This window comes from Streptomyces sp. NPDC006335, from assembly GCF_040612795.1.
GTDB lineage: Bacteria > Actinomycetota > Actinomycetes > Streptomycetales > Streptomycetaceae > Streptomyces.
This window is the reverse complement of sequence record NZ_JBEXQX010000007.1, coordinates 28,503-54,752: the sequence shown is the minus strand read 5'-3', so window position 1 is coordinate 54,752 and position 26,250 is coordinate 28,503. Positions and strand designations below refer to the sequence as shown.

Annotated in this window: 23 protein-coding genes and 1 pseudogene; 6 read left to right on the top strand and 18 right to left on the bottom strand. The window is 71.8% G+C overall.

The features are described 5' to 3' along the window. Positions 1–124: 124 nt before the first annotated feature. The gene (locus ABZ098_RS20865) at positions 125–1,510 is read right to left on the bottom strand and encodes a transcriptional regulator (RefSeq protein ID WP_356593180.1); all 1,386 of its coding nucleotides are present in this window, start codon (positions 1,508–1,510) and stop codon (positions 125–127) included. A gap of 293 nt (positions 1,511–1,803) precedes the next feature. Between ABZ098_RS20865 and ABZ098_RS20860 the strand changes: the two genes are divergently transcribed. Genes ABZ098_RS20860 through ABZ098_RS20850 form a run of 3 tightly spaced genes read left to right on the top strand, consistent with a single transcriptional unit; the run spans position 1,804 to position 4,847 of the window. Further along, positions 1,804–2,466, top strand: coding sequence for a bifunctional DNA primase/polymerase (locus ABZ098_RS20860; RefSeq protein ID WP_356593178.1), 663 nt, complete (start codon positions 1,804–1,806; stop codon positions 2,464–2,466). A gap of 24 nt (positions 2,467–2,490) precedes the next feature. Further along, positions 2,491–3,261 (top strand): ABC transporter ATP-binding protein, encoded by a 771-nt coding sequence (locus tag ABZ098_RS20855; RefSeq protein WP_356593176.1) that lies wholly within the window; start codon positions 2,491–2,493, stop codon positions 3,259–3,261. After that, positions 3,258–4,847 carry a transporter gene (locus ABZ098_RS20850; RefSeq protein ID WP_356593174.1) on the top strand — a complete coding sequence of 530 codons (1,590 nt, stop codon included), beginning with the start codon at positions 3,258–3,260 and terminating at the stop codon, positions 4,845–4,847. Before ABZ098_RS20855 ends, ABZ098_RS20850 begins: the two co-directional genes overlap by 4 nt. Positions 4,848–5,206: 359 nt before the next feature. Here the strand turns inward: ABZ098_RS20850 and ABZ098_RS20845 are convergent, their stop codons facing one another. Together ABZ098_RS20845 and ABZ098_RS20840 are read right to left on the bottom strand one after the other, a co-directional pair. Further along, positions 5,207–6,109, bottom strand: coding sequence for an alpha/beta hydrolase (locus ABZ098_RS20845; protein WP_356593172.1), 903 nt, complete (start codon positions 6,107–6,109; stop codon positions 5,207–5,209). A 521-nt stretch (positions 6,110–6,630) separates the two neighbouring features. Next, on the bottom strand, positions 6,631–7,323 hold the full coding sequence (locus ABZ098_RS20840) for a metal-dependent transcriptional regulator (RefSeq protein WP_037709529.1): 693 nt from the start codon (positions 7,321–7,323) through the stop codon (positions 6,631–6,633). A gap of 206 nt (positions 7,324–7,529) precedes the next feature. On the opposite strand from ABZ098_RS20840, the gene ABZ098_RS20835 reads away from it, so the two are divergent. Then, a complete protein-coding gene (locus ABZ098_RS20835) occupies positions 7,530–8,306 on the top strand; it encodes an SIS domain-containing protein (RefSeq protein ID WP_356593170.1) in 777 nt (258 codons plus the stop codon). 23 nt (positions 8,307–8,329) lie between these two features. Here ABZ098_RS20835 and ABZ098_RS20830 read toward each other — a convergent pair whose 3' ends face one another. From ABZ098_RS20830 to pdxH, 3 genes are all read right to left on the bottom strand, one after another. Next, positions 8,330–9,730 carry a PAS domain-containing protein gene (locus ABZ098_RS20830; RefSeq protein WP_356593168.1) on the bottom strand — a complete coding sequence of 467 codons (1,401 nt, stop codon included), beginning with the start codon at positions 9,728–9,730 and terminating at the stop codon, positions 8,330–8,332. Between the two features lie 146 nt (positions 9,731–9,876). Next, positions 9,877–10,335: a GNAT family N-acetyltransferase gene (locus ABZ098_RS20825; RefSeq protein ID WP_356593166.1), complete on the bottom strand. Its 459-nt coding sequence runs from the start codon at positions 10,333–10,335 to the stop codon at positions 9,877–9,879. Between the two features lie 341 nt (positions 10,336–10,676). Next, positions 10,677–11,306 carry a pyridoxamine 5'-phosphate oxidase gene (gene pdxH / locus ABZ098_RS20820; protein ID WP_356593761.1) on the bottom strand — a complete coding sequence of 210 codons (630 nt, stop codon included), beginning with the start codon at positions 11,304–11,306 and terminating at the stop codon, positions 10,677–10,679. 169 nt (positions 11,307–11,475) lie between these two features. Between pdxH and ABZ098_RS20815 the strand changes: the two genes are divergently transcribed. Then, positions 11,476–12,600: a citrate synthase 2 gene (locus ABZ098_RS20815; RefSeq protein ID WP_356593164.1), complete on the top strand. Its 1,125-nt coding sequence runs from the start codon at positions 11,476–11,478 to the stop codon at positions 12,598–12,600. 66 nt (positions 12,601–12,666) lie between these two features. Here the strand turns inward: ABZ098_RS20815 and ABZ098_RS20810 are convergent, their stop codons facing one another. From ABZ098_RS20810 to ABZ098_RS20770, 9 genes are all read right to left on the bottom strand, one after another. Further along, entirely contained in the window at positions 12,667–13,290 is a 624-nt protein-coding gene (locus tag ABZ098_RS20810) for a TetR/AcrR family transcriptional regulator (RefSeq protein ID WP_356593162.1), read from the bottom strand. Beyond that, on the bottom strand, positions 13,278–14,012 hold the full coding sequence (locus ABZ098_RS20805; RefSeq protein ID WP_356593160.1) for an enoyl-CoA hydratase family protein: 735 nt from the start codon (positions 14,010–14,012) through the stop codon (positions 13,278–13,280). Before ABZ098_RS20805 ends, ABZ098_RS20810 begins: the two co-directional genes overlap by 13 nt. Next, a complete protein-coding gene (locus tag ABZ098_RS20800; protein ID WP_356593158.1) occupies positions 14,009–15,577 on the bottom strand; it encodes a 4-coumarate--CoA ligase family protein in 1,569 nt (522 codons plus the stop codon). Before ABZ098_RS20800 ends, ABZ098_RS20805 begins: the two co-directional genes overlap by 4 nt. Positions 15,578–15,625: 48 nt before the next feature. Continuing rightward, positions 15,626–16,762: an acyl-CoA dehydrogenase gene (locus ABZ098_RS20795; protein WP_356593156.1), complete on the bottom strand. Its 1,137-nt coding sequence runs from the start codon at positions 16,760–16,762 to the stop codon at positions 15,626–15,628. 67 nt (positions 16,763–16,829) lie between these two features. Continuing rightward, positions 16,830–18,671 carry a biotin carboxylase N-terminal domain-containing protein gene (locus ABZ098_RS20790; protein ID WP_356593154.1) on the bottom strand — a complete coding sequence of 614 codons (1,842 nt, stop codon included), beginning with the start codon at positions 18,669–18,671 and terminating at the stop codon, positions 16,830–16,832. A 10-nt stretch (positions 18,672–18,681) separates the two neighbouring features. Next, positions 18,682–20,280: a carboxyl transferase domain-containing protein gene (locus ABZ098_RS20785; protein ID WP_356593152.1), complete on the bottom strand. Its 1,599-nt coding sequence runs from the start codon at positions 20,278–20,280 to the stop codon at positions 18,682–18,684. Then, the gene (locus ABZ098_RS20780; protein ID WP_356593151.1) at positions 20,277–21,953 is read right to left on the bottom strand and encodes an acyclic terpene utilization AtuA family protein; all 1,677 of its coding nucleotides are present in this window, start codon (positions 21,951–21,953) and stop codon (positions 20,277–20,279) included. Before ABZ098_RS20780 ends, ABZ098_RS20785 begins: the two co-directional genes overlap by 4 nt. Beyond that, positions 21,950–22,123 (bottom strand): hypothetical protein, encoded by a 174-nt coding sequence (locus ABZ098_RS20775; protein WP_356593149.1) that lies wholly within the window; start codon positions 22,121–22,123, stop codon positions 21,950–21,952. Before ABZ098_RS20775 ends, ABZ098_RS20780 begins: the two co-directional genes overlap by 4 nt. Next, positions 22,120–22,914: a TIGR03084 family metal-binding protein gene (locus tag ABZ098_RS20770; RefSeq protein WP_356593147.1), complete on the bottom strand. Its 795-nt coding sequence runs from the start codon at positions 22,912–22,914 to the stop codon at positions 22,120–22,122. The genes ABZ098_RS20775 and ABZ098_RS20770 overlap by 4 nt, the downstream gene beginning before the upstream one ends. Positions 22,915–23,182: 268 nt before the next feature. Here ABZ098_RS20770 and ABZ098_RS20765 point away from each other — a divergent pair, with 268 nt between their 5' ends. Continuing rightward, a complete protein-coding gene (locus ABZ098_RS20765) occupies positions 23,183–23,923 on the top strand; it encodes a class I SAM-dependent methyltransferase (protein WP_356593145.1) in 741 nt (246 codons plus the stop codon). Between the two features lie 24 nt (positions 23,924–23,947). Here ABZ098_RS20765 and ABZ098_RS20760 read toward each other — a convergent pair. The 3 genes and pseudogenes from ABZ098_RS20760 to ABZ098_RS20750 form a co-directional block, all read right to left on the bottom strand. Continuing rightward, a pseudogene (locus tag ABZ098_RS20760) lies at positions 23,948–24,908 on the bottom strand (EamA family transporter). Between the two features lie 79 nt (positions 24,909–24,987). Continuing rightward, on the bottom strand, positions 24,988–25,428 hold the full coding sequence (locus tag ABZ098_RS20755) for a GNAT family N-acetyltransferase (protein WP_356593143.1): 441 nt from the start codon (positions 25,426–25,428) through the stop codon (positions 24,988–24,990). Positions 25,429–25,440: 12 nt separating this feature from the next. Continuing rightward, positions 25,441–26,208, bottom strand: coding sequence for a metallophosphoesterase family protein (locus tag ABZ098_RS20750; protein WP_356593141.1), 768 nt, complete (start codon positions 26,206–26,208; stop codon positions 25,441–25,443). Positions 26,209–26,250 lie beyond the last annotated feature (42 nt).

Below are 26,250 nucleotides of genomic sequence, written 5' to 3'. Positions count from 1 at the left end.
ACCGGGTCCTCCGAGCCCGGTGCCACGTAGCACAGGACCTGACCTGCGTCCCTGTGACCGCAGTAACAAATCCCGGGAGATCACGTGACGGTTCCGGGCTCGTATCCGCTCTATATGTCCTCCTTTACGCGGCCGCCTGAAGGTCGAGCCGGGCCCCGAACTCCCTTACGACCGGCTCGTCCCCGAAGGGCTCCAGGCGCTGCTGGAAGTCGTCGAGGTACTCCGCGCCCCGGTTGGAGCGGACGGTCTCCAGCAACTCCACCGCCTTCAGGCCGGTGTTGCAGGCCTGCTCGATCTCGCGCTGCTGCACCTGCGCGGTGGCCAGCAGCACCAGCCCGATGGCCCGCCTGCGCGCCTTGTTCTCGGGGAGCCCGTCCAGGGCCTCCCGCGCGCACCGCGCCGCCGCGTCGGCCTGGCCGAGGTCGCGGTGGCAGTGGGCCAACTCGTCGGCGAGGTAGGCCTCGTCGAAGTGCGCGATCCACGCCGGGTCGTCACCGGAGGACGGGTCCGCGGCCTCCAGCGCGCGTACGGCCCGTCCGGACGCCGCCTGGGTGGCCCGGGCGTCGCCCATGAGGGCGTGCCCGCGCGCCTCCGCCGCGTGGAACATCGCCTCCGCGCGCGGTGTCACCCGCCCCCGGGCGCCTTCCTGCGCCGCCCGCGCCAACTGGGCGATCTCGCGCGGGTTCCCGAGCTGCGCGGCGAGGTGGCTCATGGACGCGGCGAGCACATAGCCGCCGTAGCCGCGGTCGCCCGCCGCCTGCGCGAGCCGCAGCGCCTGGATGTAGTACCGCTGGGCCAGGCCCGGTTGGCCGGTGTCGATGGCCATGTACCCGGCGAGCTCGGTCAACCGTGCGACGGCCGCGAACAGTTCACGCCCGGTCGCCTCCCGGTACGACCCCGCGAGCAGCCCGGAGACCACGCTGTTGAGGTAGTGCACGACGACCGGGCGCACATGCCCGCTGCCGTACTGGTGGTCGAGGTCGACGAGCGCCTGGGTCATCGCGCGCACGGCCGACACGTCGGACTGCCCCACGCGCGGGCCCGCCTGGCGCGCCACCTGCGAGTCGGGCGAGGAGATCAGCCAGTCGCGGCTCGGCTCGACCAGCGCGGACGCGGCGACCGAGGAGCCGGACAGGAAGTCCCGGCGGCCCACGTCACTGCGCCACAGCTCACACACCTGCTCGATGGCGCCCAGCACCGTCGGCGAGAACTGGAGCCCGACGCCGGAGGCGAGGTTCTTGCCGTTGGCCATGCCGATCTCGTCGATCGTGACCGTACGGCCGAGCTTGCGCCCGAGGGCCTCCGCGATGATCGCGGGCGCCCGGCCCCGCGGCTGCTGTCCGCGCAGCCAACGGGCCACGGACGTCTTGTCGTAGCGCAGGTCGAGGCCGTGCTCGGCGCCGCACATGTTGACCCGGCGGGCGAGCCCGGCGTTCGAGCACCCCGCCTCCTGGATGAGCGCCTGCAACCGTTCGTTCGGCTGCCGCGCGACGAGAGGCCTTGCGGCCATGGCGTACCCCCTGTGGCTGCGGTGCCTGCCCACGCACCGAGTTGACGTGTCTTCCACCGAAAAGTTCCGGCCGTGAAGATCAATGCCCCACCAACGTGTCGAAAATGCGAGGCATGCGAGGATTGCCGGGGTAAAGACTCGTACCGACCCCACACGTGGTTACCCAGCTCACGTCGAGGTTCCTCCTCTGCGCCCCCACCCGTGCATCCATGCGCCCCGGATCCGGAATCGATGCGCTTCCCCCGCGCGCGCAGGTCCTGGCCCGGCCGTAACCCGAGGTGAGTGCGGGAGTTGTGCTGAGCGTGGAAGAGACGATCGCGGGCCCCGAGGCCGCTCAGATTCCGAAGCAGCGCGGGGATTCGCTGCTGGAGACAGCCGTACGATACGCCGAGGAGCGCCACTGGGACGTCTTCCCCGGCACCTGGCTGGAAGCCGTCGACGGGGTGCAGCGGTGCTCCTGCGGTGACACCTCGTGCGCCGCGCCGGGGGCGCATCCCGCTCGGGAGGACTGGGCGACGCAGGCCACCGGCAGTGCGACGGTCGCGCGCCGGATGTGGCAGAAGCAGCCGACGGCTTCGATCCTGCTGCCCACCGGACGTACCTTCGACGCGATCTCCGTCCCGGAGACCGCCGGGTTCCTGGCGCTGGCCCGTATGGAGCGGATGGAGTTGACGCTGGGGCCCGTGACGTTGACGCCTGATCGCCGGATGCAGTTCTTCGTGTTGCCGGGGGCCTCGGTGAAGCTGCCGGAGCTGGTCCGGAAGCTGGGCTGGGCCCCCTCGTCCCTTGACCTGGTCGCGCTGGGCGAGGGGGCGTATGTCGCTGCGCCGCCCACTCGGTTCGGGTCCAGTGGCGCTGTGCAGTGGGCCTGCCGTCCGACGCCCGCGAACCGTTGGCTGCCGGACGCCGAGGAGTTGATCTCGCCGCTCGCCTACGCGTGCGGTCGGGACAGGTGACGTGCACGCCTAAAGTTGGCGTTCATGACGTCGGCTGTGAGTGTGCGGGGGCTCTGGAAGCGGTTCGGGCAGCAGGTCGCTGTCGCCGGGATCGATCTGGAGCTGCCCGCCGGTAAGTTCATCGGGCTCGTGGGACCCAACGGGGCGGGCAAGACCACCACCCTCTCCATGGTGACCGGGCTGCTCCGCCCCGATCAGGGGACCGTGGAGGTCGTCGGGCACGACGTGTGGGAGGACCCGGTGGCCGTCAAGGCCCGGATCGGTGTCCTGCCCGAAGGGCTACGGCTGTTCGAGCGGCTGTCGGGGCGCGAACTCCTCGCTTATTCCGGGCGGTTGCGGGGGCTGCCCGGAGGCGAGGTCGACCGGCGGGCCGCTCAACTGCTCGACGTGCTCGACCTGGCCGGAGCCCAGCACAAGCTGGTCGTCGACTACTCGACCGGCATGCGGAAGAAGATCGGGCTCGCGGCCGCACTCCTCCACAACCCCGAAGTGCTCTTCCTGGACGAGCCGTTCGAGGGCGTCGACCCCGTCTCCGCGCAGACCATCCGGGGGGTGCTGGAGCGGTACACCGCCTCCGGCGCCACCGTCGTCTTCTCCTCGCACGTGATGGAGCTCGTGGAGTCACTGTGCGACTGGGTGGCCGTCATGGCCGCCGGCCGCATCCGCGCCCACGGGCCGCTAGACGAGGTACGCGGCGCCGCGCCCTCCTTGCAGCGCGCCTTTCTCGAACTCGTGGGCGCGCAGGGGCAGGACGTCGGGGCGAACCTCGACTGGCTGGGCGGCGGGGCCCGATGACCGCCGACATCACCCCGGTCGTCGTACGGCTGAAGCTGTCGCTGCTCAGGAACGGACTGCGGCAGTCCGGTGGGCGGCGGGCCGCCTGGATCGCCTCGGCCATCGCCGTCCTGCTCTTCTCCGTCCTTCAGCTGCTCGGTCTCGTCGCGCTGCGCGGTGACGAGCACGCGGGCTCCGTCGTCGTCCCGCTGGTCGCCGTGCTGGCGGCCGGGTGGGCCGTGATGCCGCTGTTCTTCCCCGGCGGCGACGAAACCCTCGACCCCACCCGCCTGGTGATGCTGCCGCTGCGCCCCCGGCCCCTGGTGCGGGCGCTGCTGGTGGCCTCGCTGGTGGGCATAGGGCCGGTCTTCACGCTCTGCCTGCTCGTCGGGTCCGTCGTCTCGGTCGCGCACGGCGTGCCGGGGTACGTCTTCTCGGTCGTCGGTGTCGTGCTCGCGCTGCTGGTCTGCGTGGCGCTCGCGCGGGCCATCGCCGTCGCCAACATCCGGCTGCTGACCAGCCGCAAGGGTCGCGATCTGGCGGTGCTGAGCGGCCTCGTCATCGCGATCGGCGCGCAGGTCGTGAACTTCGGTGCGCAGCGGCTCGGTTCGGGCGGGCTCGGCCAACTGGACGGCCCGACGGAGGTGTTGAAGTGGGTGCCGCCCGCGTCGGCGATCGGGGCGGTCGACTCGGCGAGCGAAGGGTCGTACGCGGTCGCCGTCCTGCAACTGGCCGTCTCCGTCGCCGCGTTGGTGGGCCTGCTGGCACTGTGGTCCCGCCATCTGACCCGGCTGATGACCTCCCCCGACGGCTCCACGCTGCCCTCCGCGGAGGGGGCCGCCCGGGAGCGGAACTCGACGGGGCTCGGCCGGCTGCTGCCCGCCGGGCGCACCGGCACCGTCATGGAACGCAGCCTGCGCTATGTCTGGCGCGACCCCAAGACCAAGGCCGCGTGGGTGACGTCGCTGGCCATCGGGCTGATCGTGCCGGTGTTCAACGCGGTGCAGGGCACGGGGTCCATCTACTTCGCGTGCTTCGCGGCGGGCATGCTCGGCGTGCAGATGTACAACCAGTTCGGGCAGGACACCTCCGCCTTCTGGATGGTCGCGATGACGATCTCCTCCACGCGGGACGCCTACGTCGAACTCCGCGCGCGTGCGCTGGCCTTGCTGGTGATCACCTTGCCGTACGCCGCTCTCGTCACCGTCCTGACGACCGCGCTGATCGGCGACTGGGCGAAGCTGCCCGAGGTGCTCGGTGTGTCCTTCGCGCTGCTCGGGGCGATGCTGGCGACCGGGGCGTGGACCTCGGCGCGGTTCCCGTACTCGATTCCGCAGGAGGGCTACAAGAACGTGGCCCCCGGACAGTCCGGCCTCGCCGCCTCCGCCGTCGTCGGCGGAATGGTCTCGGCCGCCCTGCTGTGCGCCCCCGTGATCGCCCTGACGATCTGGGCCGGTCTCAGCGCGAACGGCGACGACTGGAACTGGATCCTGCTGCCGGTCGGCACGGCGTACGGCATCGCGATCACCCTGGGCGGCCTCCACCTGGCGGCCCCCCGCACGGCCCGCCGACTGCCGGAGATCCTGCAGGCGGTCAGCAAGGGCTGAGGCGGGGAGGGGGGAGCCGGGGTTCAGGCACCGGTGTCGTCCGCCAGGACGTCCAGGCAAGCCTGAAACCGGGCAGACGAGCCCGGGACCCTAGACACCCGTCTCGCCCATCAAAACCTCCAGGCAAGCCTGAAACCGGGCAGACGAGCCCGGGACCTCAGGCACCCGCCTCGTCCACCAGGACGTCCAGGCCAGGCTGAGATTAGGCAGACGAGCCCGGGACCTCAGGCACCCGCCTCGTCCACCAGGACGTCCAGGCCAGGCTGAGATTAGGCAGACGAGCCCGGAACCCCAGACACCCGTCTCGTCCAGCCAGGACGTCCAGGCAAGGCTGAGGCCGGGCAGGCGAGCACGGGACCTCAGGTGCCGGGCTCGGTGGCCAGGGCGTCCAGGAAGGGCTCTATCGCGGCGCGCCAGGCGTCCGGCTGGTCGTAGTGGACGAGGTGGCCGGCGTCGGCGACCTCGGCGTACTCGCCGCGGGGCAGGACGCGGACCATCTCCTGGGCCTCGGCGCGGCCCAGTTCGCCGTCGAGGCCGCGGACGACCAGGGCGGGGCACCTGACCTGGGTCAGTTCCTCCCAGTGGGCGTCGTAGACCCAGGTCTCGCGGGACGACAGCATCTGCTCGGGGTCGAAGACGGGGCGCCAGCCGTCCGGGGACTCGGCCATCACCTCGGCGTAGAACTCGCCGCGCGCCGGGTTGGGCCGCTCCACCCAGGGATCGTCCTCGCCGAACCACTTGCGGACGTCGGCCAGTGTGGCGAAGGGGACGGGCCAGGCCTTGAACCACTCGCCCCACTCCCGCTGCGAGGCGGCGCCGAGGGCGGAGGCCCGCATGTCGCAGATGATCACTCCGCGGACCAGGTCGGGCCGGCGGGCGGCGAGCTGCCAGGCGGTGAGAGCGCCCATCGCGTGTCCGATGAGGACGACCGGGGCGAGCTCCAGCTGTTCGAGGGCGGCTTCCGCGTCCTCGACGTACGCGTCACGGGTGAAGGCGGCCCGAGGGGGCTTGTCGCTCTGGCCGTGACCGCGCTGGTCGAGCGCGACGGCCCGGTAGCGCTCCGAGAGCCAGCGGGCGGTGGACGCCCAGTGCGAGGCACGGCCCATCAGGCCGTGGAGTAACAGCACCCCGGGTGATCGTTTCTCCGGAGCCTGCGGGCTCTCCCGTGCCGGGTCCGCCGGATCGGTCTTGGGAGGGTCACCGAACTCCCAGGCCGCCAGACGTACGCCGCCCGCCCCGGTCACGTCGATGCGCCGCGCCATTGGCACCCCCCTAGTCCCCTGACCGCTGTGCCTGCCCTGCCTGCCGCTTCCTTGTCGTACATCCCTGTAGCGCACATCCCCCGCGCCCCGTCACCCCCAGACGCTCGAACTTATCGAATACGCCTTCGAAAATCGGGTCTCACGCGGTAACACCCCTCATTCGAGTGACGCCCCTCAAGGAATGATCGCCGCCGCCGAGGGGAGACCTTCAGCGGGAGGCGGACCGCTCGGGGACATCGGTCCGAGGGGAATGACCCTGGGAGCTCGGGGCTCCGGGTCAGCACAGGGGAGGACCGGCCCCGGCGCCGAAAGGCGCCGGGGCCATCCCCACATCCACGGCACATCCGCCCGCCCCCCTCAGGTCATATGCCTCACGCGACAGCCTCGCACGAAGGGCGTCGAAGCGCTGCGATTCCGCACAGTGAATCTCGGATCGACGCGCTCCCGGAGGAGCCCGGACGCGAGACCCGGCGAACGCACAACTGCCTCACAGGCAGCGGCGATTGAGCCCCCCGACGCCCTCAGCGCTTGGCGACGAACACATGCGAGGCGACGTCCGACTCCAGCTCGGCGGCCTCACCACCGCTGCCCACCAGCACCCCGCCGGCCGACTCCGTCACGCTCACCACCGAACCGGGCTGCACACCCGCCCTGCGCAGCGTGTACATGAGCTGCGCGTCCGTCTGGATCGGCTCGCCGATACGGCGTACGACGACCGTCTTGCCATCGAGACCCGGGTCCAGCTCGGCCAGCGACACCATGCCCTCGTCCAGGAAGGGGTGCGGGCCGTCCTTCTCGCCCAGCTCCTCCAGACCGGGGATCGGGTTGCCGTACGGCGACTCGGTGGGGTGGCGCAGCAACTCCAGCACCCGGCGCTCCACCGCCTCGCTCATCACGTGCTCCCAGCGGCAGGCCTCCGCGTGGACCTGCTCCCACTCCAGGCCGATCACGTCGACGAGCAGGCACTCCGCGAGCCGGTGCTTGCGCATCACGCGGGTGGCCAGCCGTCGGCCCTCGTCCGTCAGCTCCAGGTGCCGGTCGCTGGCGACGGACACCAGGCCGTCGCGCTCCATCCGCGCCACGGTCTGGCTGACGGTCGGCCCGCTCTGGTCGAGTCGCTCGGCGATCCGGGCACGCATGGGGACCACACCTTCCTCCTCCAGCTCGAGGATGGTGCGGAGATACATCTCCGTGGTGTCGATCAGTCCGGACATACGTGCCCCTTGATGAGATCTGCCGGAAGCACGACAGCTTTCCGGCGTGTGCGCTGGCCCTGACGTCAATTCTGCCGGATGCCACCGACAACCGTGCCGTGCCGTTGCGACCGGGCGGTCACGAGCGGGCGCGCGGCCGTATTGACATCCCACTGGTCCAGACCGCACGGTGATCCGCGACACAGCGACGAAGGGTTGGACGACGCATGGGCGAGACGGGCTCCGCGAGCGCTGACGGCACGCTGTCCGGGCAGTTCCTGGACGCAGCGATCGGGCTGCTGCGGCGGGTCCGTGACGAGGAGGCCGGGTCCGTCACGGCGGCCGGTGAGCTCCTCGCCGACACCGTCGCCTCCGGTGGCCGCCTCTTCGCCTTCGGCGCCGGGCACTCCTCGCTCGCCGCGCAGGACCTCGTCTACCGGGCCGGTGGACTCGCCCTGATGAACCTGCTGACCGTGCCGGGGGTCGTGGGCGTCGACGTCAGGCCGGCGACCCTGGGCTCCGCCCTGGAGCGCGTGGACGGTCTCGCGAGCGCGGTCCTGAAGTGCTCACCGCTCCGCGCGGGCGACGCCCTGGTGGTCATCTCGCTCTCCGGCCGCAACGCGCTCCCCGTGGAGATGGCCCAGGAGGCGCGGGCCCTCGGTGTGAAGGTCATCGGCGTGACCTCGGTCGCCTACACCCGCGAGACGAAGCCGCGGCACAGCTCGGGCACCTTCCTGAAGGACCACTGCGACGTCGTCCTCGACTCCAAGATCGCCCCGGGCGACGCGGAGCTCTCCCTGGACTCCGTCCCGGCTCCCTTCGCCCCGGCCTCCACGGTCGTGACCTCGGCGCTGCTCCAGGCCGTGATGGCGACGGCGGCGGGCGCGCTGGCGGAGCGGGGGATCGAGCCGCCGCTGCTGCGGTCGGGGAACGTGGACGGCGGACTGGAGTGGAACGAGCGGGTGTTCGAGGAGTACGGGGACCGGATCTTCTACCGGCAGTAGCGCGCCGGTCAGCAGGCGGGGCCCTACGCCCGGCCCACCACGCCGCCCAGATCCAGCGCCGAGGCGATCCGTACCGCCACGTCCTCCGCGTACAGCGCGTCGCTCCGCTCGAACTGGCCCCTCCCGGAGCTCCGCAGGAACGTCACGACGCCGAGCGTGCGCCCCCGGCTCCGCAGCACCGCGCACAGGGCGTGCACCGCGTCCGAGGGCCACTGGCGAGCCTCGGCCCACTCGCGGGCCCTGTCCCCCGGCACCGACCCGACACTCGCCCGTACCGAACCCGCCCGGTCCACGCACTGCAACGCCGGATGACCCTCCCCGTACCGCACGGGCAACCCGGCCGCGCCCGACGCCCGCAGACTCGGCCCCGGCGCCCCGGAGGGTGTCGCGGCGACCCGTACCAGGCGGACCGGACCGGTCTCCTCCCCGTCGGCCACCGCGCCCCCGGCCACCCGGTCGATCAGCGCGTGGTCGGCGAACCCGGCGAGGGCGAAGTCCAGATGCACGACGGCGGCCTCGGCCGGGTCCTCGCACTCCGCGGCCGCGCGGGCCGCCCGGTGGAGCTGGTTCGTCCGGAACCGCAGCAGCGAGGCCTCCTGCTCGCTCTGCTTGGCCTCGGTGACGTCATGGAACAGCCAGCCGACGCCCAACGGCACCGGCTCCTCCGCGAGCGGCGAGGCCAGCCGCACGAACCCGCACCGCCAGCAGCGCCGCTTCTCGCCGTCCGGTGTCCGCACCCCGACCCAGATCTCGGCCGGCGCCGGCGGCGCGCCCTCGGCCAGCACATGGGTCAGCGCGCTCTCCAGCTCCTCCACGCCCTGCGCGAGCAGTTCCCCGAGGGGCCGCCCCAGCACGGACGTACGCCCGACGCCCAGGGACTGGGCCGCGTGCGCGTTGACCACGGCGGGCCGCAGATCGGCGTCGACCAGTACGACACCCCAGGAGGCGTCCTCGAACAGGGCCTCACTGAGCGCGATCGACCGCTCCAGGTCGATCTGCGTGTGCACCTCGCTGAAGGCGCAGTACACCCCGGCCGGCTTCCCGTCGGGTCCGCGCACGGCCGCTGACTGGGTACGTACGAGCACCCGACCGCCGTCCTTGGTCAGCAGCGCGAACTCGTGCACCTGCCGTCCGGGCGCCCGCATGGCGGACATCAGGCGCCCCTCGACCTCCTCGGCGTCCGCCGGCCGTACGGCCCATCCGGCGAACCCGTGCCGTCCCACGGCCTCGGCCGCGGTCCACCCGAGGATGCGCTCGGCCTCACGATTCCAGTGGGTGACGACACCGTCCGCGTCGAAGGCACACAGTGCCGCGTCCATGCCGTCCAGCAGCGCGGCGAGCAGGTCCGAACCGCCCGAGCCCTCCGGCCCGGGCCCGTCCGGCCCCAGCTCGTCGGTGGCCCCACTACGCCGGGAAGCACTCACCTGGACCCCCTGCCAGCAGCCGCGTCCGTACGTACCGCACGTCGGTTCGCTCACCAACAATCATTCAACTCGAACGTGACGCAGCACACACCGGGTTCCCGCAAGATTGAGGGAATCGTTGTACGCCGGAAACGCTCCGTGTCCCCTTAACCGGCTCTCCGGTCCGGCTCCAGCCGCAGGTCGATCCACTCGTCGCTCTCGCCGTCCAGCACATACCGGTCGACCTCGACGAAGCCGCGCGCCCGCGCGAACCGGACCCCGTCCCCATTGACGGCCAGCACGCATGTCTCGATCACCCGGGCGCCGAGCACACGCGCATGATCAAGACCCTTCTCGTAGAGAGCCGTCCCGAAACCCCGCCCGCGGTAATCGGGCAGCACGCGCGCGATGACGGTCGCCACGGCGTCGTCCCCCTGCGGCGGCCGCACGGTGGAGCAGCCCACGAGCACGTCCCCGAGGTAGGCGTTCTCCAACCGGTACCGCCGACCGCGCTCCCGTACATCCTCGAGCCCCATGGCGGCGGGCGGAACGATCACGTTGTGCACGTGCCGCCACTCCTCGGCCATCTCGTCCCCTACGACGGGTTCGATCCGCGGATCAGTCATGGGCCGCACGCTAGGTGATCGTTCCGGGCGCGTCCATCGCCTTCCGGGACAGCCGGTGCCGCTCCTCGAAAAAAAGGGGTTGAACCGAGGGCCGAAGCTTTCTTAGGGTGCAGGTACTTCGGAGAGGAGGTGGTTCGGCAGATGTATTCATACCGGACGGAAGAGGTGGCTGCGGGCTAGCGGCCCGTCACCCACCGAGTGCGGTGCCGGACCAGCGTGTACGAGATGCACGCAGCCGGCCAATCCAACGCAGTCACCCGACCCGCGAGCTCGCCGGTAACGTCCGGCCGGCTCCCCCGCCGTCAGGCGGAGGGACCCAGAGCTCGCGGGTCGCCTGCGTCTCAGGGACTCAGCCGCTCCACCCGCCAGCTCCCGTCCGGCTCAGCCACGTAGCACAGCCGGTCGTGCAGGCGGTCCTCGCGGCCCTGCCAGAACTCGACCCGCTCGGGCGCCACCCGGAAGCCGCCCCAGTGCGGCGGCACCGGGACCTGCTCGCCCTCGGGGTAGCGGGCGGCCAGTTCGGCGAAGGCGGTGTCGACCTGTTCGCGGTTCTCGATCACCGAGGACTGCGCGCTGGCCCAGGCGCCGAGCTGGGAGCCGTGCGGACGGGTGCGGAAGTAGGCGGCGGTCTCGTCGCGGCCGGTGCGCCGGGCGAGGCCGGTGACGATGACCTGGCGGGCCATGGGGTGCCAGGGGAAGAGCAGGGAGGCGTACGGGTTCCGCGCGAGGTCCCTGCCCTTGCGGGAGCCGTAGTTCGTGTAGAAGACGAAGCCCTGTTCGTCGAACTGCTTGAGCAGGACCGTGCGGGAGCTGGGGCGGCCCTCGGCGTCCGCGGTGGAGACGACCATGGCGTTCGGCTCGAAGAGGTGCGCCTCGGTGGCCGCCTGCTTGAACCAGCGCGCGAACTGCTCGACGGGCGTGGCGGCCAGGTCGGCCTCGGCGAGCCCCTCCGCGCGGTACTGCCGGCGCATGGAGGCGGGGTCCGGGAAGACGGCGTGTGCGGCGTCGGTCACGTCGTCATCTTGCCGTACGGATCGCTCCTCCAGCGAAGGTGGCACTGAGTGCCGTCAGCTCTCCCCAAAGGTGGCACTCGGGGATATCGTGGCGTCATCCGTCGTACACATCATGAGGAGCCGCCTGATGTCCGACCTCGACCCCGGATTTGACACCGGCTTTGTACCTGGTCTCGAAGGAGTCGTCGCGTTCGAGACGGAGATCGCCGAACCGGACAAGGAGGGCGGCGCGCTGCGGTACCGGGGCGTCGACATCGAGGATCTGGTCGGCCATGTCTCGTTCGGCAACGTGTGGGGGCTGCTGGTCGACGGCGCCTTCAATCCCGGTCTGCCGCCCGCCGAGCCGTTCCCGATCCCGGTGCACTCCGGCGACATCCGCGTGGACGTCCAGTCGGCCCTCGCCATGCTCGCCCCGGTGTGGGGGCTCAAACCGCTGCTCGACATCGATGCCGAGCAGGCGCGCGCCGACCTCGCCCGGGCCGCCGTGATGGCCCTCTCCTACGTCGCCCAGTCCGCGCGCGGGCAGGGGCTGCCGATGGTGCCGCAGCGGGAGATCGACAAGGCGCAGTCCGTCGTCGAGCGCTTCATGATCCGCTGGCGTGGGGAGCCGGATCCGAAGCACGTCGCGGCCGTCGACGCGTACTGGACCTCGGCCGCGGAGCACGGGATGAATGCCTCCACGTTCACCGCGCGCGTGATCGCCTCCACCGGTGCGGATGTCGCCGCCGCGCTGTCCGGTGCCGTGGGTGCCATGTCCGGGCCGCTGCACGGTGGTGCGCCCTCGCGGGTGCTCGGGATGATCGAGGAGATCGAGCGGACCGGGGACGCGGAGGCGTACGTCAAGCAGGCGCTGGACCGCGGTGAGCGGCTGATGGGGTTCGGGCACCGGGTGTACCGGGCCGAGGATCCCCGCGCGCGTGTGCTGCGTCGTACGGCTCGTGAGCTGGGGGCGCCCCGGTTCGAGATCGCCGAGGCGTTGGAGAAGGCGGCGCTGGCGGAGCTGCACGCGCGGCGGCCGGACCGGGTGCTCGCCACCAACGTGGAGTTCTGGGCGGCGATCGTGCTCGACTTCGCGGAGGTGCCGGCGCACATGTTCACGTCGATGTTCACGTGTGCGCGGACTGCTGGGTGGTCGGCGCACATTCTCGAGCAGAAGCGGACGGGGCGGCTGGTGCGGCCGTCCGCGCGGTATGTGGGGCCTGGCTCTCGGAATCCTCAGGACATTGAGGGGTACGGGAGCATCGCCCACTGAGAGGGTGCCTGAGGAGTGTGGGCGACTGCGGGCTGCTGGTGGCTGGTCGCGCAGTTCCCCACGCCCCTAAAGGCCTTGAAGCAGCGTCTCGTTCAGTAGTGCTGTCCACTGGGTGACCACTCTGTCTCGCCTGGCCTTGTCGTCCGTCAGCAGGTTCGCAAGGCCCAGGCCGCGGGCCATGTCCAGGAGGCCCTGGACCGTTTCGCGGACGCCCGGCTTCGACTCGTCGGCGCCCAGGAGGTCTACGGCGATCCTGTGCGTCTCCCGGCCCACCCTCGCCTCCAGCTCCGTCACCCGGGGGCGCAGTTGCTCCTCGTTCGAGGCGGCCACCCAGAGGTGGAGGGCGGCTCGGAAGAGGGGGCCGGTGTAGAGGTCGACGAGGGCGGAGATCACCGCGCGGCGGTCGTCCTGCGCGCCCTGCGGGAACAGGGCGCGCAGGGCCGTGGAGCGTTCCTCCGCCACGTACTCGACCGCGGCCGTGAAGAGGTCCTCGCGGGTCGGGAAGTGGTGCTGGGCGGCGCCTCGGGAGACGCCGGCGCGTTCGGCGACGACGGTGACCGTGGAGCCGGCCCAGCCGTGTTCGGCGAGGCAGGCCACGGCGGCTTCGAGGAGGCGCTGCCGGGTGGCCCGGCTGCGGTCCTGCTTCGGCACCCGGTCGGCCCGGTCGCCGATCGTGGTCACACCACCCATGAGGGATCCCGTCGTTCCAGGAAGGCTGTCATGCCCTCGCGCGCGTGCGGTGCGGCGAACAGGCGGGCCGAGAGCGCGGTCAGGTCGGCCGCGTCCCGGTCGAAGGTCTCCAGCACCTTAGCCGTGAGCAGCCGTTTCGTCTCGGCCAGGGCCTCGGGAGCGGCCCGGCGCAGACCATCGAGGATCGGTTCGAGTACGGCGTCCACGTCGTCGCCCGCCGCCGTCACCAGGCCGATGCGGGCCGCCTCGACCGCGTCGAAGCGCTCTCCGGTGAGGTAGTGGCGGGCGAGTGCGCGGGGGTCGGTGCGGGGCAGCAGGGGCAGTGAGATGACCGCCGGGGCCACCCCGATCCGGACCTCCGTGAAGGCGAACGTCGACTGGGTGGACGCGGCCGCGATGTCGCAGGCGGCGAGGAGGCCGAGGCCGCCCGCGCGGACGTGCCCGGTGACGCGTGCGACGACCGGTTTGCCGAGTTCCACGATCTGCCGCAGCAGGCCGACCAGGGCGTCCGGGGCCGGGGGGTCCTTCAGGTCGGCGCCTGCGGAGAAGGTGTTGCCGGTGTGGGTGAGGACGATCGCGCGGACGTCCGGTTCCTCGGCGCAGTCCGTCAGTGCGGCGGTCAGCTCCCCCACCAGGGCGGCCGAGAGGGCGTTGCGGTTGTGCGGGGAGTCGAGGGTGAGGGTCTCGACGGCACGCGCGCGCGTGCGGGCGACGAGCGTCATGCGCGCTCCCTGAGCTGTCGTCGGAGGATCTTGCCGGAGGCGGCCCGGGGCACCGCGTCGGTGAAGGTGACCTGGCGGACGCGTTTGTAGGGGGCGACGCGTTCGGCGACGTACATCATGACCTCGCTCTCGGAGAGCTCGGGGGCGGTGGGCTGGCGGACGACGAAGGCGTGCGGGACCTCGTTGCCGTCGTCGTTGTAGGCGCCGATGACGGCCGCGTCGGCGATGCCGGGGTGGGTGAGCAGGAGGGCCTCCAGTTCGGCGGGGGCCACCTGGAAGCCCTTGTACTTGATGAGCTCCTTGACCCGGTCGACGACGAACAGCCAGCCGTCGGCGTCGACATGGCCGACGTCCCCGGTGTGCAGCCAGCCGTCGGCGTCGATTATCGCGGCGGTGTCGTCGGGGCGGCCGAGGTAGCCCTTCATGACCTGCGGGCCGCGGATGAGGATCTCGCCGGGCTCGCCGGTGCCGAGGTCCCTGTCGGGGTCGTCGAGGGAGACGATCCGCATCTCGGTGCCGCCGATGAGCTTGCCGACGGTTCCGGGCGGTGCCTCGCGCATGGCGGACAGGGGGACGACGTGGGTGCCGGGCGAGAGTTCCGTCATGCCGTACGCCTGACCGACGGGCGGGAGGCCGAGCCGGGCCGAACAGGTGGCGGCGAGCCGGGCGTCCAGCGGGGCGGCGGCGCTGATGATGTAGCGCAGGGACGAGAGGTCGTACTGCTCGACCAGCGGGTGCTTGGCGAGGGCGAGGACGATCGGCGGGGCCACGTACAGGCCGGTGATGCGGTGGTTCTGGATGGCGGCGAGGAAGGTCTCCAGGTCGAAGCGGGGCAGGACGACGACGCTCGCGCCGACGCGCAGGGGCGCGTTCATCAGGGCCGTGAGGCCGTAGATGTGGAAGAAGGGAAGCACCGCCAGGATGCGGTCCTCGGGGCCCGCCGACATCAGCGGTTGGAGCTGGGCGAGGTTGGTGGCGATCTGCCGGTGGGTGAGCATCACGCCCTTGGGGGTGCCGGTGGTGCCCGAGGAGTACGGCAGCGCGGCCACGTCCGTCACGGGGTCGATGGCGAGGTCCGGCTCGGGGGACGTGGAGGCCAGCATGTCGATGAGGGAGCGGTGGCCGGGGGCGCTGTCGCAGACGAGGATCTCCCGTACGCCGCCCGCGAGTTCGGCGGCCCGGCGGGCGGTCTCCAGGAGGGGGGAGACGGTGACGATCCAGCAGGCGGCGGAGTCGGAGAGCTGCTTGGCGAACTCCTCCGGCGTGGCGAGCGGGTGCACGGTCGTGACGGAGGCACCCGCGCGCGTGGCGGCGTAGAACGCGGTCGGGAAGGCGATCGTGTTGGGGCTGTGCAGCGCGAGCACGTCCCCCTGGGCGACGCCCGCCTCCGCGAGGCCCGCGGCAACCCGGCGGTGGAACCGGTCGAGCTGCCCGTAGGTGAGGGTGGTGCCGTCGGTGCCGTCGATCAGGGCGGGCGCGTCACCGAACTCGGCGGCCCGGGCCAACACAGCTTCGTGGATGGGGAGTTCGACGGGCTGGACGTCTGCGTACTCGCTGCGGAACACGGTTCCTCCAGGGCGGCCGATACCGAGACGGCCTGATACCGAGACGATCTAGTACGACTTGGGCAGGCCCAGGGTCTGGTGGGAGACGTAGTTGAGAATCATCTCCCTGCTCACCGGTGCGATACGAGCCACGCGCGCGGCCGTTATCAACGAGGCGATGCCGAACTCCTTGGTGAGGCCGTTGCCGCCGAGGGTGTGGACCGCCTGGTCCACGGCCTTCACACAGGCCTCCCCGGCGGCGTACTTCGCCATGTTGGCGGCCTCTCCCGCGGCCACGTCGTCGCCCTCGTCGTAGAGGTAAGCGGCCTTCTGCGTCATCAGGCGGGCCAGTTCGAGGTCGATGTGCGCCTGGGCGAGGGGGTGGGCGATGGCCTGGTGGGCGCCGATGGGGGTGTTCCAGACCGTGCGGTCCTTGGCGTAGGTGACGGCCTGTCCCAGGGCGTAGCGGCCCATTCCTATCGCGAAGGCGGCCGTCATGATGCGTTCGGGGTTGAGGCCGGCGAAGAGTTGCAGCAGGCCCGCGTCCTCGTCTCCCACCAGGGCTTCGGCGGGCAGGCGCACGTCGTCGAGGGTGAGCTCGAACTGCTTCTCCGGGGCGTTCAGTTCCATCTCGATCAGGCGCCTGCCGAAGCCCGGGGCGTCGCGGGGGACGATGAAAAGGCAGGGCTTGAGGCGGCCGGTGCGGGAGTCCTCCGTGCGGCCGACGATGAGGGTGGCGTCGGCGATGTCGACTCCGGAGACGAAGACCTTGCGGCCGGTGAGCAGCCAGTCTCCGGTGTCCTGATCGCGGCGGGCCGTGGTGGTGATGCGGTGGCTGTTGGAGCCGGCGTCGGGTTCGGTGATGCCGAAGGCCATCGTGCGGGTGCCGTCGGCGAGGGCGGGGAGCCATTCCCGCTTCTGGTCCTCGGTGCCGAAGCGGGCGATCACCGTGCCGCAGATGGCCGGTGACACGATCATCATCAGGAGGGGGGCGCCGGCCGCGCCGAGTTCTTCCAGGACGATGGAGAGTTCGGCGATTCCGCCGCCTCCGCCGCCGTGTTCCTCGGGGAGGTTGACTCCTAGGTAGCCGAGTTTGGCTGCTTCGGCCCAGAGTGCTTCTCTGTCGTAGTCGCGGCCGTGGCGTTTGCCCAGGGCGGATACGGCTGTGCGGAGGGCTTTGTGCTCGTCCGTTTCGATCGTGGGCATGTGGCTCCTTGGTCGTGGTGGTCGCGCCCGCGCGGCGGTAGCCGCAAATCGATGCAGTCCTGCGTCCCTAGGTAGTTCGGACAACCGCCAGTAGAGAACCGACCGTCACTTGTTGGCCGGGCACTGCATTCAGGACGGTCAGCGTGCCTTTCACCGGTGCCGTGATCTTGTGTTCCATCTTCATCGCCTCCAGCCACAGGAGCGGCTGGCCCGCCTCCACGGCGGATCCCTCCGCGAGGCCGTCCGCGACCCGTACGACCGTTCCCGGCATCGGTGCCAGCAACGAGCCCGGGGCGAGCTGGGTCGTCGGGTCCGGGAAGCGGGGCAGGGCTCTCAGGGACGTGCGGCCCACGTACAGCTCGTCGCCGTACCTCGCCACCTCGAACTTCCGCCGCACGCCGTCCACTTCGAGTACGACCCCGCGCGCGTCGGCGTGCAGGACCCGGGCCCCGTCCGCCTCCAGGCCCTGCCGGGTGTGGCGGTAGTGGACCTCGTGCTCCTCGCCCGCCATCTCGTAGCGCTTGGTCCGCGGGGTGGAGGGGAGGTTGCGGAAGCCGCCGAAGCGGGAGCGGCCGACGGCGTCCGCCAGGGCCGCCGCCAGAGGGGCCAGCGGGTCGGGGGCGGGCTCGGTGAGTGCGGGCAGGTGGCGGTCGTAGAAGCCCGTGTCCATGCGGGCCGTCGTGAACTCCTTGTGGCGCAGGGAGTTGACCAGCAGGTCCCGGTTGGTGGTGGGGCCGTGGATCGTCGCCCGCTCCAGCGCGCCCGCGAGTTTGCGGATCGCCTCCGCGCGCGTGGGGGCGTGGGCGACGACCTTCGCGAGCATCGGGTCGTAGTGGACGGGGATCGGGTCGCCGTTCTCGTAGCCCGTGTCCAGGCGGACGGACGGGGGCAGTGAGAGGTGGTGCAGGGTGCCCGTCTGCGGGGTCCAGTCCCTCGACGGGTCCTCGGCGTACAGGCGGGCCTCCACCGCGTGGCCACGCGCGCGCGGGGGCTCGTCACCCAGCTCGTGCCCTTCGGCGATCCTGATCTGTTCCGCCACCAGGTCGATGCCGAACACCGCCTCCGTCACCGGGTGTTCGACCTGGAGGCGGGTGTTCATCTCCAGGAAGTGGGCCTTGGTGCCGGAGACCAGGAACTCGACGGTGCCCGCGCCCACGTAGTCCACCGCGCGGGCCGCCCGTACCGCCAGCTCGTGCAGGTGCGCCGTGAGGCTCTCCGGGAGTCCGGGTGCCGGGGCCTCCTCGATCACCTTCTGGTGGCGGCGCTGGAGGGAGCAGTCGCGGGTGCCCAGGGCCCAGACCGTGCCGTGGGTGTCGGCGAGGATCTGGACCTCCACGTGGCGGCCGTCCTCGACGTACGGCTCGACGAACACCTCACCGTCGCCGAAGGCGCTCGCGGCCTCGGCGCGGGCGCTCTCCAGGGCGACCGCCAGGTCGTCGACGCGGCGGACGATCCGCATGCCGCGGCCACCGCCGCCCGCCGCCGCCTTCACCAGCACGGGCAGGTCGGACTCGGTGACCTCCCCCAGCGGAGCCAGCCCCATGAGCTGCTTCGCGCGCGTCTTGGACGCCATCGCCTCGATCGCGGACGGGGGCGGCCCGATCCAGACCAGGCCGGCGTCCAGGACGGCCCGGGCGAAGTCGGCGTTCTCGGAGAGGAAGCCGTAGCCGGGGTGCACGGCGTCGGCGCCCGAGGCGAGGGCCGCCTTCACGATCAGGTCGGCGCGCAGGTAGGTGTCGGCGGGGGCCGCGCCCGGGAGCCGTACCGCCGTGTCCGCCACACGCGTGTGGAGCGCGTTCGCGTCCGGGTCCGCGTACACGGCGACGGTGCGGACGCCCAGTTCGTGGCAGGTGCGGAAGATCCGGCAGGCGATCTCGCCCCGGTTGGCGACGAGCACAGAAGTGATCACTGAAGGTTCCTCACATCCGGAAGACGCCGAAGCCGCCGCGTGCGCCCTCGTAGGGGGCGGTGTGGATCGCGGACAGGCACATGCCGAGGACCGTCCGGGTGTCGCGGGGGTCGATGACGCCGTCGTCGTAGAGCCGCCCGGACAGGAACATGGGCAGCGACTCGGACTCGATCTGCTGCTCCACCATGGCGCGCAGGGCGGCGTCGCCCTCCTCGTCGTACGGGAGTCCCTTCGCCGTGGCCGACTGGCGGGCGACGATGGAGAGGACACCGGCGAGCTGCTGGGGGCCCATGACGGCCGACTTGGCGCTGGGCCAGGCGAAGAGGAAGCGGGGGTCGTAGGCGCGGCCGCACATGCCGTAGTGGCCCGCGCCGTACGAGGCGCCCATGAGGACGGAGAGGTGCGGGACCCGCGAGTTGCTGACGGCGTTGATCATCATCGCGCCGTGCTTGATGATGCCGCCCTGCTCGTACTCCCTGCCGACCATGTAGCCGGTCGTGTTGTGCAGGAAGAGCAGGGGGATGTCCCGCTGGTTCGCCAACTGGATGAACTGGGCCGCCTTCTGGGACTCCTCGGAGAACAGCACGCCCTGGGCGTTGGCCAGCACACCGATCGGGTAACCGTGCAGCGCCGCCCAGCCCGTCACCAGGCTCGTCCCGTACAGCGGCTTGAACTCGTCGAAGTCGGAGGCGTCGACGATCCGTGCGATCACCTCGCGCGGGTCGAAGGGCGTGCGCAGGTCGCCGGGGACGATGCCCAGGAGCTCCTCCGTGTCGTACTTGGGCGGCTCGGCCGGGCCGGGATCGCCGTACGCCTTGCGGTGGTTGAGGCGGGCCACGACCCTGCGGGCCTGCCTGAGGGCGTCCTGCTCGTCCACCGCGAAGTAGTCCGCGAGGCCCGACACGCGCGCGTGCATCTCGGCGCCGCCGAGGGACTCGTCGTCGCTCTCCTCGCCGGTGGCCATCTTGACGAGGGGCGGGCCGCCGAGGAACACCTTGGCCCGCTCCTTGACCATGATCACGTGGTCGGACATGCCGGGGACGTACGCCCCGCCTGCCGTGGAGTTCCCGAAGACGACGGCGACGGTGGGGATCCCGGCCGCCGACAGGCGGGTCAGGTCGCGGAAGATGGCCCCGCCGGGGATGAAGATCTCCTTCTGGGAGGGGAGGTCAGCGCCGCCGGACTCCACCAGGCTGATGCAGGGCAGCCGGTTGGCGAGGGCGATGTCGTTGGCGCGGAGGGCCTTCTTCAACGACCAGGGATTGCTCGCGCCCCCGCGTACGGTCGGGTCGTTGGCGGTGATCAGGCACTCCACGCCCGCCACCACCCCGATCCCGGTGACGAGGGAGGCGCCCACCGTGTAGTCGCTGCCCCAGGCGGCCAGCGGGGACAGTTCCAGGAAGGGTGTGTCGGGGTCGAGGAGCAGTTCGATGCGTTCCCGGGCGAGCAACTTGCCGCGGCCCCGGTGTCGTTGGACGTACTTCTCGCCGCCGCCCGCGAGCGCCTTCGCGTGTTCGGCGTCCAGTTCGGCGAGTTTGGCGAGCATGGCTTCTCGATGGGACCGGTAGTCGGGTCCTGCCGTGTCCAGGCTGGAGTCGATGATCGTCAAAGCAGGGCCTCCGGGATCTCCAGGTGGCGGGAGCGCAGCCATTCGCCGAGGGCCTTGGCCTGCGGGTCGAAGCGGTGCTGGGCGGCGACACCCTCGCCGAGGATTCCCTCGACGACGAAGTTCAGGGCGCGCAGTTCGGGAAGGGTGTGGCGGGTGACGGCCAAGTCGGCCGTCTCCGGCAGGAGTTCACGCAGCCGGTCGACGGTGAGCGTGTGCGCGAGCCACCGCCAGGCCTCGTCCGAGCGGGCCCACACGCCCACGTTGGCGTTCCCGCCCTTGTCCCCGCTGCGGGCCCCGGCGACGAGCCCGAGGGGGGCCCGCCGGGTCGGGCCGGGCGGCAGGGGCTCGGGCAGGGATGGTTCCGGCGGGTTCTCGAGTACGGCGGTCTCCTGGGCCGGCGCCACGGGGATCCGCCGACCGTCATGGAGGACGGCCACATGGTCCACGGCCCCATGGGGAACGTACGCATCCTCGAAGACCCCATAAGGGGAGCCCTTGCCCGGTGGGGCGAGCACATGGAACCCGGGGTAACTCGCGAGGGCCAGTTCCACGGCGGCCCCGCTGAGCGCCCGTCCGACGACCTCCTGGTCCGCGTCCCGGACGACCAGCCGCAGCAGGGCGCTGGCGGTCTCCTCCGTACCGGCGTCCGGGCGGTCGGTGCGGACCAGGTCCCAGCGCACGTCGGTGACCTTGGCGAGGGTCGGCTCCAACTGCTCCCGCACCAGCGCGGCCTTGGCCTCGATGTCGAGGCCGGTCAGGACGAAGACGACCTCGTTGCGGAAGCCGCCCAGCCGGTTGAGGCCGACCTTGAGGGTGGGCGGCGGGGCCTCACCGCGGACGCCGGAGATGCGGACGCGGTCGGGGCCGTCCTGGGTGAGGTGGACCGTGTCGAGGCGGGCGGTGACGTCGGGGCCCGCGTACCGGGCGCCCTGTGTCTCGTACAGGAGTTGGGCCGTCACCGTGCCGATGTCCACGAAGCCGCCGGTGCCGGGGTGCTTGGTGATGACGGCGGTGCCGTCCTCGTGGAGTTCGGCGAGGGGGAAGCCGGGCCTTCTCAGATCGTGCCGGCCCTCGGCGAAGAAGGCGTAGTTCCCGCCGGTCGCCTGGGTGCCGCACTCCAGGACGTGCCCGGCGACGACCGCTCCCGCGAGGCGGTCGTACTCCCCCGGCCCCCAGCCGAAGTGGGCGGCGGCGGGTCCGGTGACCAGGGCCGCGTCCGTCACCCGGCCGGTCACGACCACGTCCGCGCCCTCGCGCAGACAGGCCGCGATGCCGAAGCCGCCGAGGTAGGCGTGGGCGGCGAGGCTGCCGGGGTACCGGGCGGTGAGGTCGTCGCCCTCGACGTGGGCGACGCGTGTCTCCAGGCCGAGCCGGTCGGACAATTCCCTGATGCGGGCGGCGAGTCCGGCCGGGTTGAGGCCGCCCGCGTTGGCGACGATCCTGACGCCCCGCTCCCGCGCGAGCCCCAGGTACTCCTCCAACTGCCGCAGGAACGTGCGGGCGTAGCCGGCCGCCGGGTCCTTCAGCCGGTCCCGGCCCAGGATGAGCATGGTCAGCTCGGCGAGGTAGTCCCCGGTGAGGACGTCGAGTTCGCCGCCGGTGAGCATCTCGCGCACGGCGTCGAAGCGGTCACCGTAGAAGCCGGAGGCGTTGCCGATACGCAGGACGCTCACCGGGCCACCCCCGTCGTCGCCCGCCCGGCCCCCGTCATCGCCCACCCGGCGCCGGGCAAGCCCGCGAAGGTCCGGGCGAAGTCGAGCCACCGGCCGGGGGCCGCGCCCCCGGCACCCGGGAAGAGGAAGCCGCCACGGAAGCCGAACGCGTCACCGGCACGGAGCATCACGCGGCCGTCCCCTTCGCCGCGCGCCCGGCGCCCGGCGGGCCCGCGAAGGCCTGGGCGATGTCGAGCCATCGGTCGGCGTCCTCCCCCACGGCGGTCAGGGCCAGGTCGGCGCGGTGCGCGCGCTGGGTGACCAGGAGGCAGAGGTCGAGGGCGGGGCCGGTGACGCGGTCGGTGGCGTTTTCGGGACCGTAGGCCCACAACTCGCCGGAGGGGGAGGTGAGTTCGATGCGGAACTCCTCGAAGGGCGGGGTGAGGCCGTGCACGCCGAAGGAGAAGTCGCGGGTGCGGACGCCGAGGCGGACGATGTGCCGGATCCGGTCGGTGGGCTCCCGGGTCACGCCGAGCGCGTCCGCCACGTCCAGGCCGTGGGCCCAGGTCTCCATGAGGCGGGCGGTGGCCATGGAGGCGGTGGACATGGGCGGGCCGTACCAGGGGAAGCGGGCGCCCTCGGGGGCGTTCCGCAGTGCCTCGGCCAGGTCCTCGCGGCCCGCCCGCCAGTACGCGAGCAGTCGCGCCGGGGGCTTTTGTGCGCCCTCCTCCGCGCCGTCGTCCACGAAGTCCCCGGGTGCCGCGAGCGCCTTCTCGACCTCGCGGGAGAAGGCCTTCTGGTCGGTGACGGCGAGCAGGGAGGAGTGGTCGGTCCAGGCGAGGTGGGCGATCTGGTGGGCGACGGTCCAGCCGGGGGCGGGGGTCGCGAGCGCCCACTGCTCGGCGCTCAACTCGGCCACGATCCGGTCGAGTTCCTCGCTCTCCGCACACAGGTCGTCGATGACGGGCGTCGGGTCTGCCATGGGGTGAGGATGGCAGCGACCACAGAAACAAGCAAGCGTGCTTGCATTTATATTTGCGCCGCGCACCCGGGTCGCCGGGTCGTAGAGATGACCGGATGGCCGGTGAGCACGACAGGTGATCCCCGCCCCCTTGCCGTACATCCAGCATGCGCCTGCGCGACCGCGGCCGGTACAGCGGGTGCACCCGGTACAGCAAGCGCGCCCGTTACACCGGGTGCGCCCGGAAAATCGCGCGCCCCTCCCCCCACACCACCGGTACGGTCGCCCGGTGACCGATCACGAGGACTACTTCGGAGAGCCCGTCGCGGCGACCTACGACGAGTCGGCGGCGGCGATGTTCGAGGCGGACGCGGTCGATCCGGCCGTGGACGTGCTGGCGGAGCTCGCCGGTGCGGGGCGGGCCCTGGAGCTGGGCGTGGGGACCGGGCGGATCGCGCTGCCGCTGGCGGGGCGCGGGGTCGAGGTGCACGGCATCGAGCTGTCCCGGGCGATGGCGGACCGGCTGCGGGCCAAGCCCGGGGGCGAGGCGGTCGGGGTGACGATCGGGGACTTCGCGACGGCCCGAGCGCCCGGCACGTTCTCGGTCGCGTACCTGGTCTTCAACACGATCATGAACCTGACGACCCAGGACGCCCAGGTGGACTGCTTCCGCAATATCGCGGCCCATCTGGCGCCCGGCGGGACCTTCGTCATCGAGGTCATGGTCCCCCAGCTGCGGAAACTCCCGCCCGGACAGAACGCCGTGCCCTTCCACGTCGGCGAGACGCGCCTGGGCTTCGACACCTACGACACCGCCACCCAGGCGATGGCCTCGCATCACGTCAGCGTCGAGGACGGCCGGGGCTCCTTCCGGTCGATCCCCTTCCGGTACGTCTGGCCCGCGGAGCTGGACCTGATGGCCCGGCTGGCCGGGATGCGGCTGCGGGACCGGTGGGCGGACTGGAACCGCGCCCCCTTCACCGGTGACAGCGAGTCCCACGTCTCGGTGTGGGAGAAGACCGCGGACTGACCGTACGGCCGCCGCGGCCGACGGTCATCCGGTCGCCTTGCCCCGTCCCACCTGTGTCCGGACCGCTCCCATGCTCGCCACGATCACGAGCGCGACGGCGAGTGCCTGGAGCGCGGACAGGGCCTGGCCGAGGATCAGGAAGCCCGCGAGGGCGGCGATGCCCGGCTCCAGGCTCATGAGCACCGCGAAGGTGGAGGCGGGCAGGCGGCGCAGGGCGAGGAGTTCGAGGGTGTAGGGCAGCACGGAGGACAGCACGGCCACCGCCGCGCCCAGGCCCACGGTCACCGGGTCGAGGAGCCTGGTGCCCGACTCCACCGCCCCGAACGGCAGGAACGCCAGCGCGCCCACCGCCATCGCCAGGGCGAGCCCGTCGGCCTGCGGGAAGCGGCGGCCGGTGCGCGCGCTGAAGACGATGTACGCCGCCCACATGGCCCCGGCGCCCAGCGCGAAGGCCACGCCGAGCGGGGGGCCGCCGAAGTCCCCGCCCCCCGAGGAGGAAGACGCCGGTGAGCGCGAGAGCGGCCCAGAGGAGGTTGACCGCGCGGCGGGAGGCGAGCACCGAGAGGGCTAGCGGTCCGAGGACCTCCAGGGTGACCGCGGCGCCGAGGGGGATGCGGTCGACGGCCTGGTAGAAGAGGCCGTTCATCGCGGCCATGGTGAGACCGAAGACGACGACGGTGCCCCAGTCGGTGCGGGAGTGGCCGCGCAGCCGGGGATGGCAGACCACGAGCAGCACGATCGCGGCGGCCAGCAGGCGCAGGGTCACCACGCCGAGCGCACCGGCCCTCGGCATCAGGGTCACGGCCAGCGCCGCGCCGAACTGCACGGAGACACCGCCGGCGAGGACCAGTCCGACGGGGCCGAGGGAGCCGAGGCGGCGAGGGCGGCCGGGGAGCGCCGCGGATACCGGGGGCGAGGACGGCAGGTCGGTGCTGGGCGTGGTCACGGGGGCTTCCAGGAGGTCGATTCCAGGGCTGTCGTTCATCAAGCTGCACTACCCAGTCCAGGGTAATGGACTGCGTCAGGTGCGTAAACCCGCTATACGACTGTCTCAGAAGGTGAACTCAGCGCCGCACCATGAATACGTCGACCGGATCCTCGAACTCCACCGTGAAACTGTGCCGTTCGTAGAGGCGGCGGGCCTGGCTGCCCTGGAGGACGTCGAGGCGTACGGTCACGCCCTGCGCGTCGGTCCGCGCGAGCAGGGCGCCCAGGACGGCCGAGCCCAGGCCGCGGCCCTGGAGTTCCGGGTCGATGAAGAAGTGCTCCAGCCAGTGCCCGTCCTCGGCCGGGCGCAGCGCGACACAGCCCGCGAAACGGCCCTCGACCTCGATGACCGACAGGTGCTCCGCGACGAAGGCGTCCCGGAACCGCTGCCGCACCCGCTGCTCGTCGAACCGCCCCAACCGCTCCAGGTCGGGGCGCATCACCACAGCCCGCAGCTCGGCTATCGGCTCCACGTCGGCCGGGGTCGCGGGCCTCAGGCTCCAGGTGCTCGTGTCCATGGCCGGAGTCTGTCAGGACGGGCTGTCCCTGCCGTCGCGAGGCCCGAAGGCCGCCAGCGCCTCCGTGTCCGTCACGCGCGCGTGGAGGTACTGGTCGGCCCACTCGGCGATCTGCGGGTACCGGCACTCCGCGACCAGCCGCTCGACGGCCGCCGGGATGTCGTACGGCGTCACCCGCAGGTCCGCCCCCGGGCCCAGCAGGCACCAGTGGGCGCCGGGTCGGCCGTACGGCATGCCGACGCTGCCGGGGTTGACGACCAGGCGGCCGTGGGCGAGACGGACGTAGGGCATGTGGGTGTGGCCGCAGACGATCGTGCGGACGCTTACGGGGACGCCCCCGAGGACCTGCGCCCAGCGGTCGGGGCGCGAGTCGACCAGGACGAACTCCTCGTCGTCGCGGGGAGTGGCGTGGCAGAAGAGGACCTCGCCGAGGCCGCGGACGGTGAGGGTGCGGGTGGTGGGGAGCGACGCGAGGAACTCGACGTCGGTGTCGGCCAGTTGCGCTGCGGCGAAGGGGCCGATGGGGTCGAGGATCTCCTCCCGCTCTCCCCTTCTGTACTCGACGAGCTCGCGGTCCGCGTTGCCCGCGACCCACAGCACCCGCTCCCCCAGGCTTCTCAACAGGGCGAGCACTTCGGTGGGTTGGGGGCCCGCGGCGATGTCGCCGGTCAGCACGATCCGGTCGGCGGTCGCCACTTCGGGCTCGGCGAGGACGGCTTCCAGGGCGGGCAGGACCCCGTGGATGTCGGAGAGGACGGCGACACGGTCGAGGGCGGTCATGGTGCCGAGTCTGCACCGGAGCCCCGGGATTCCGCCCGCGTG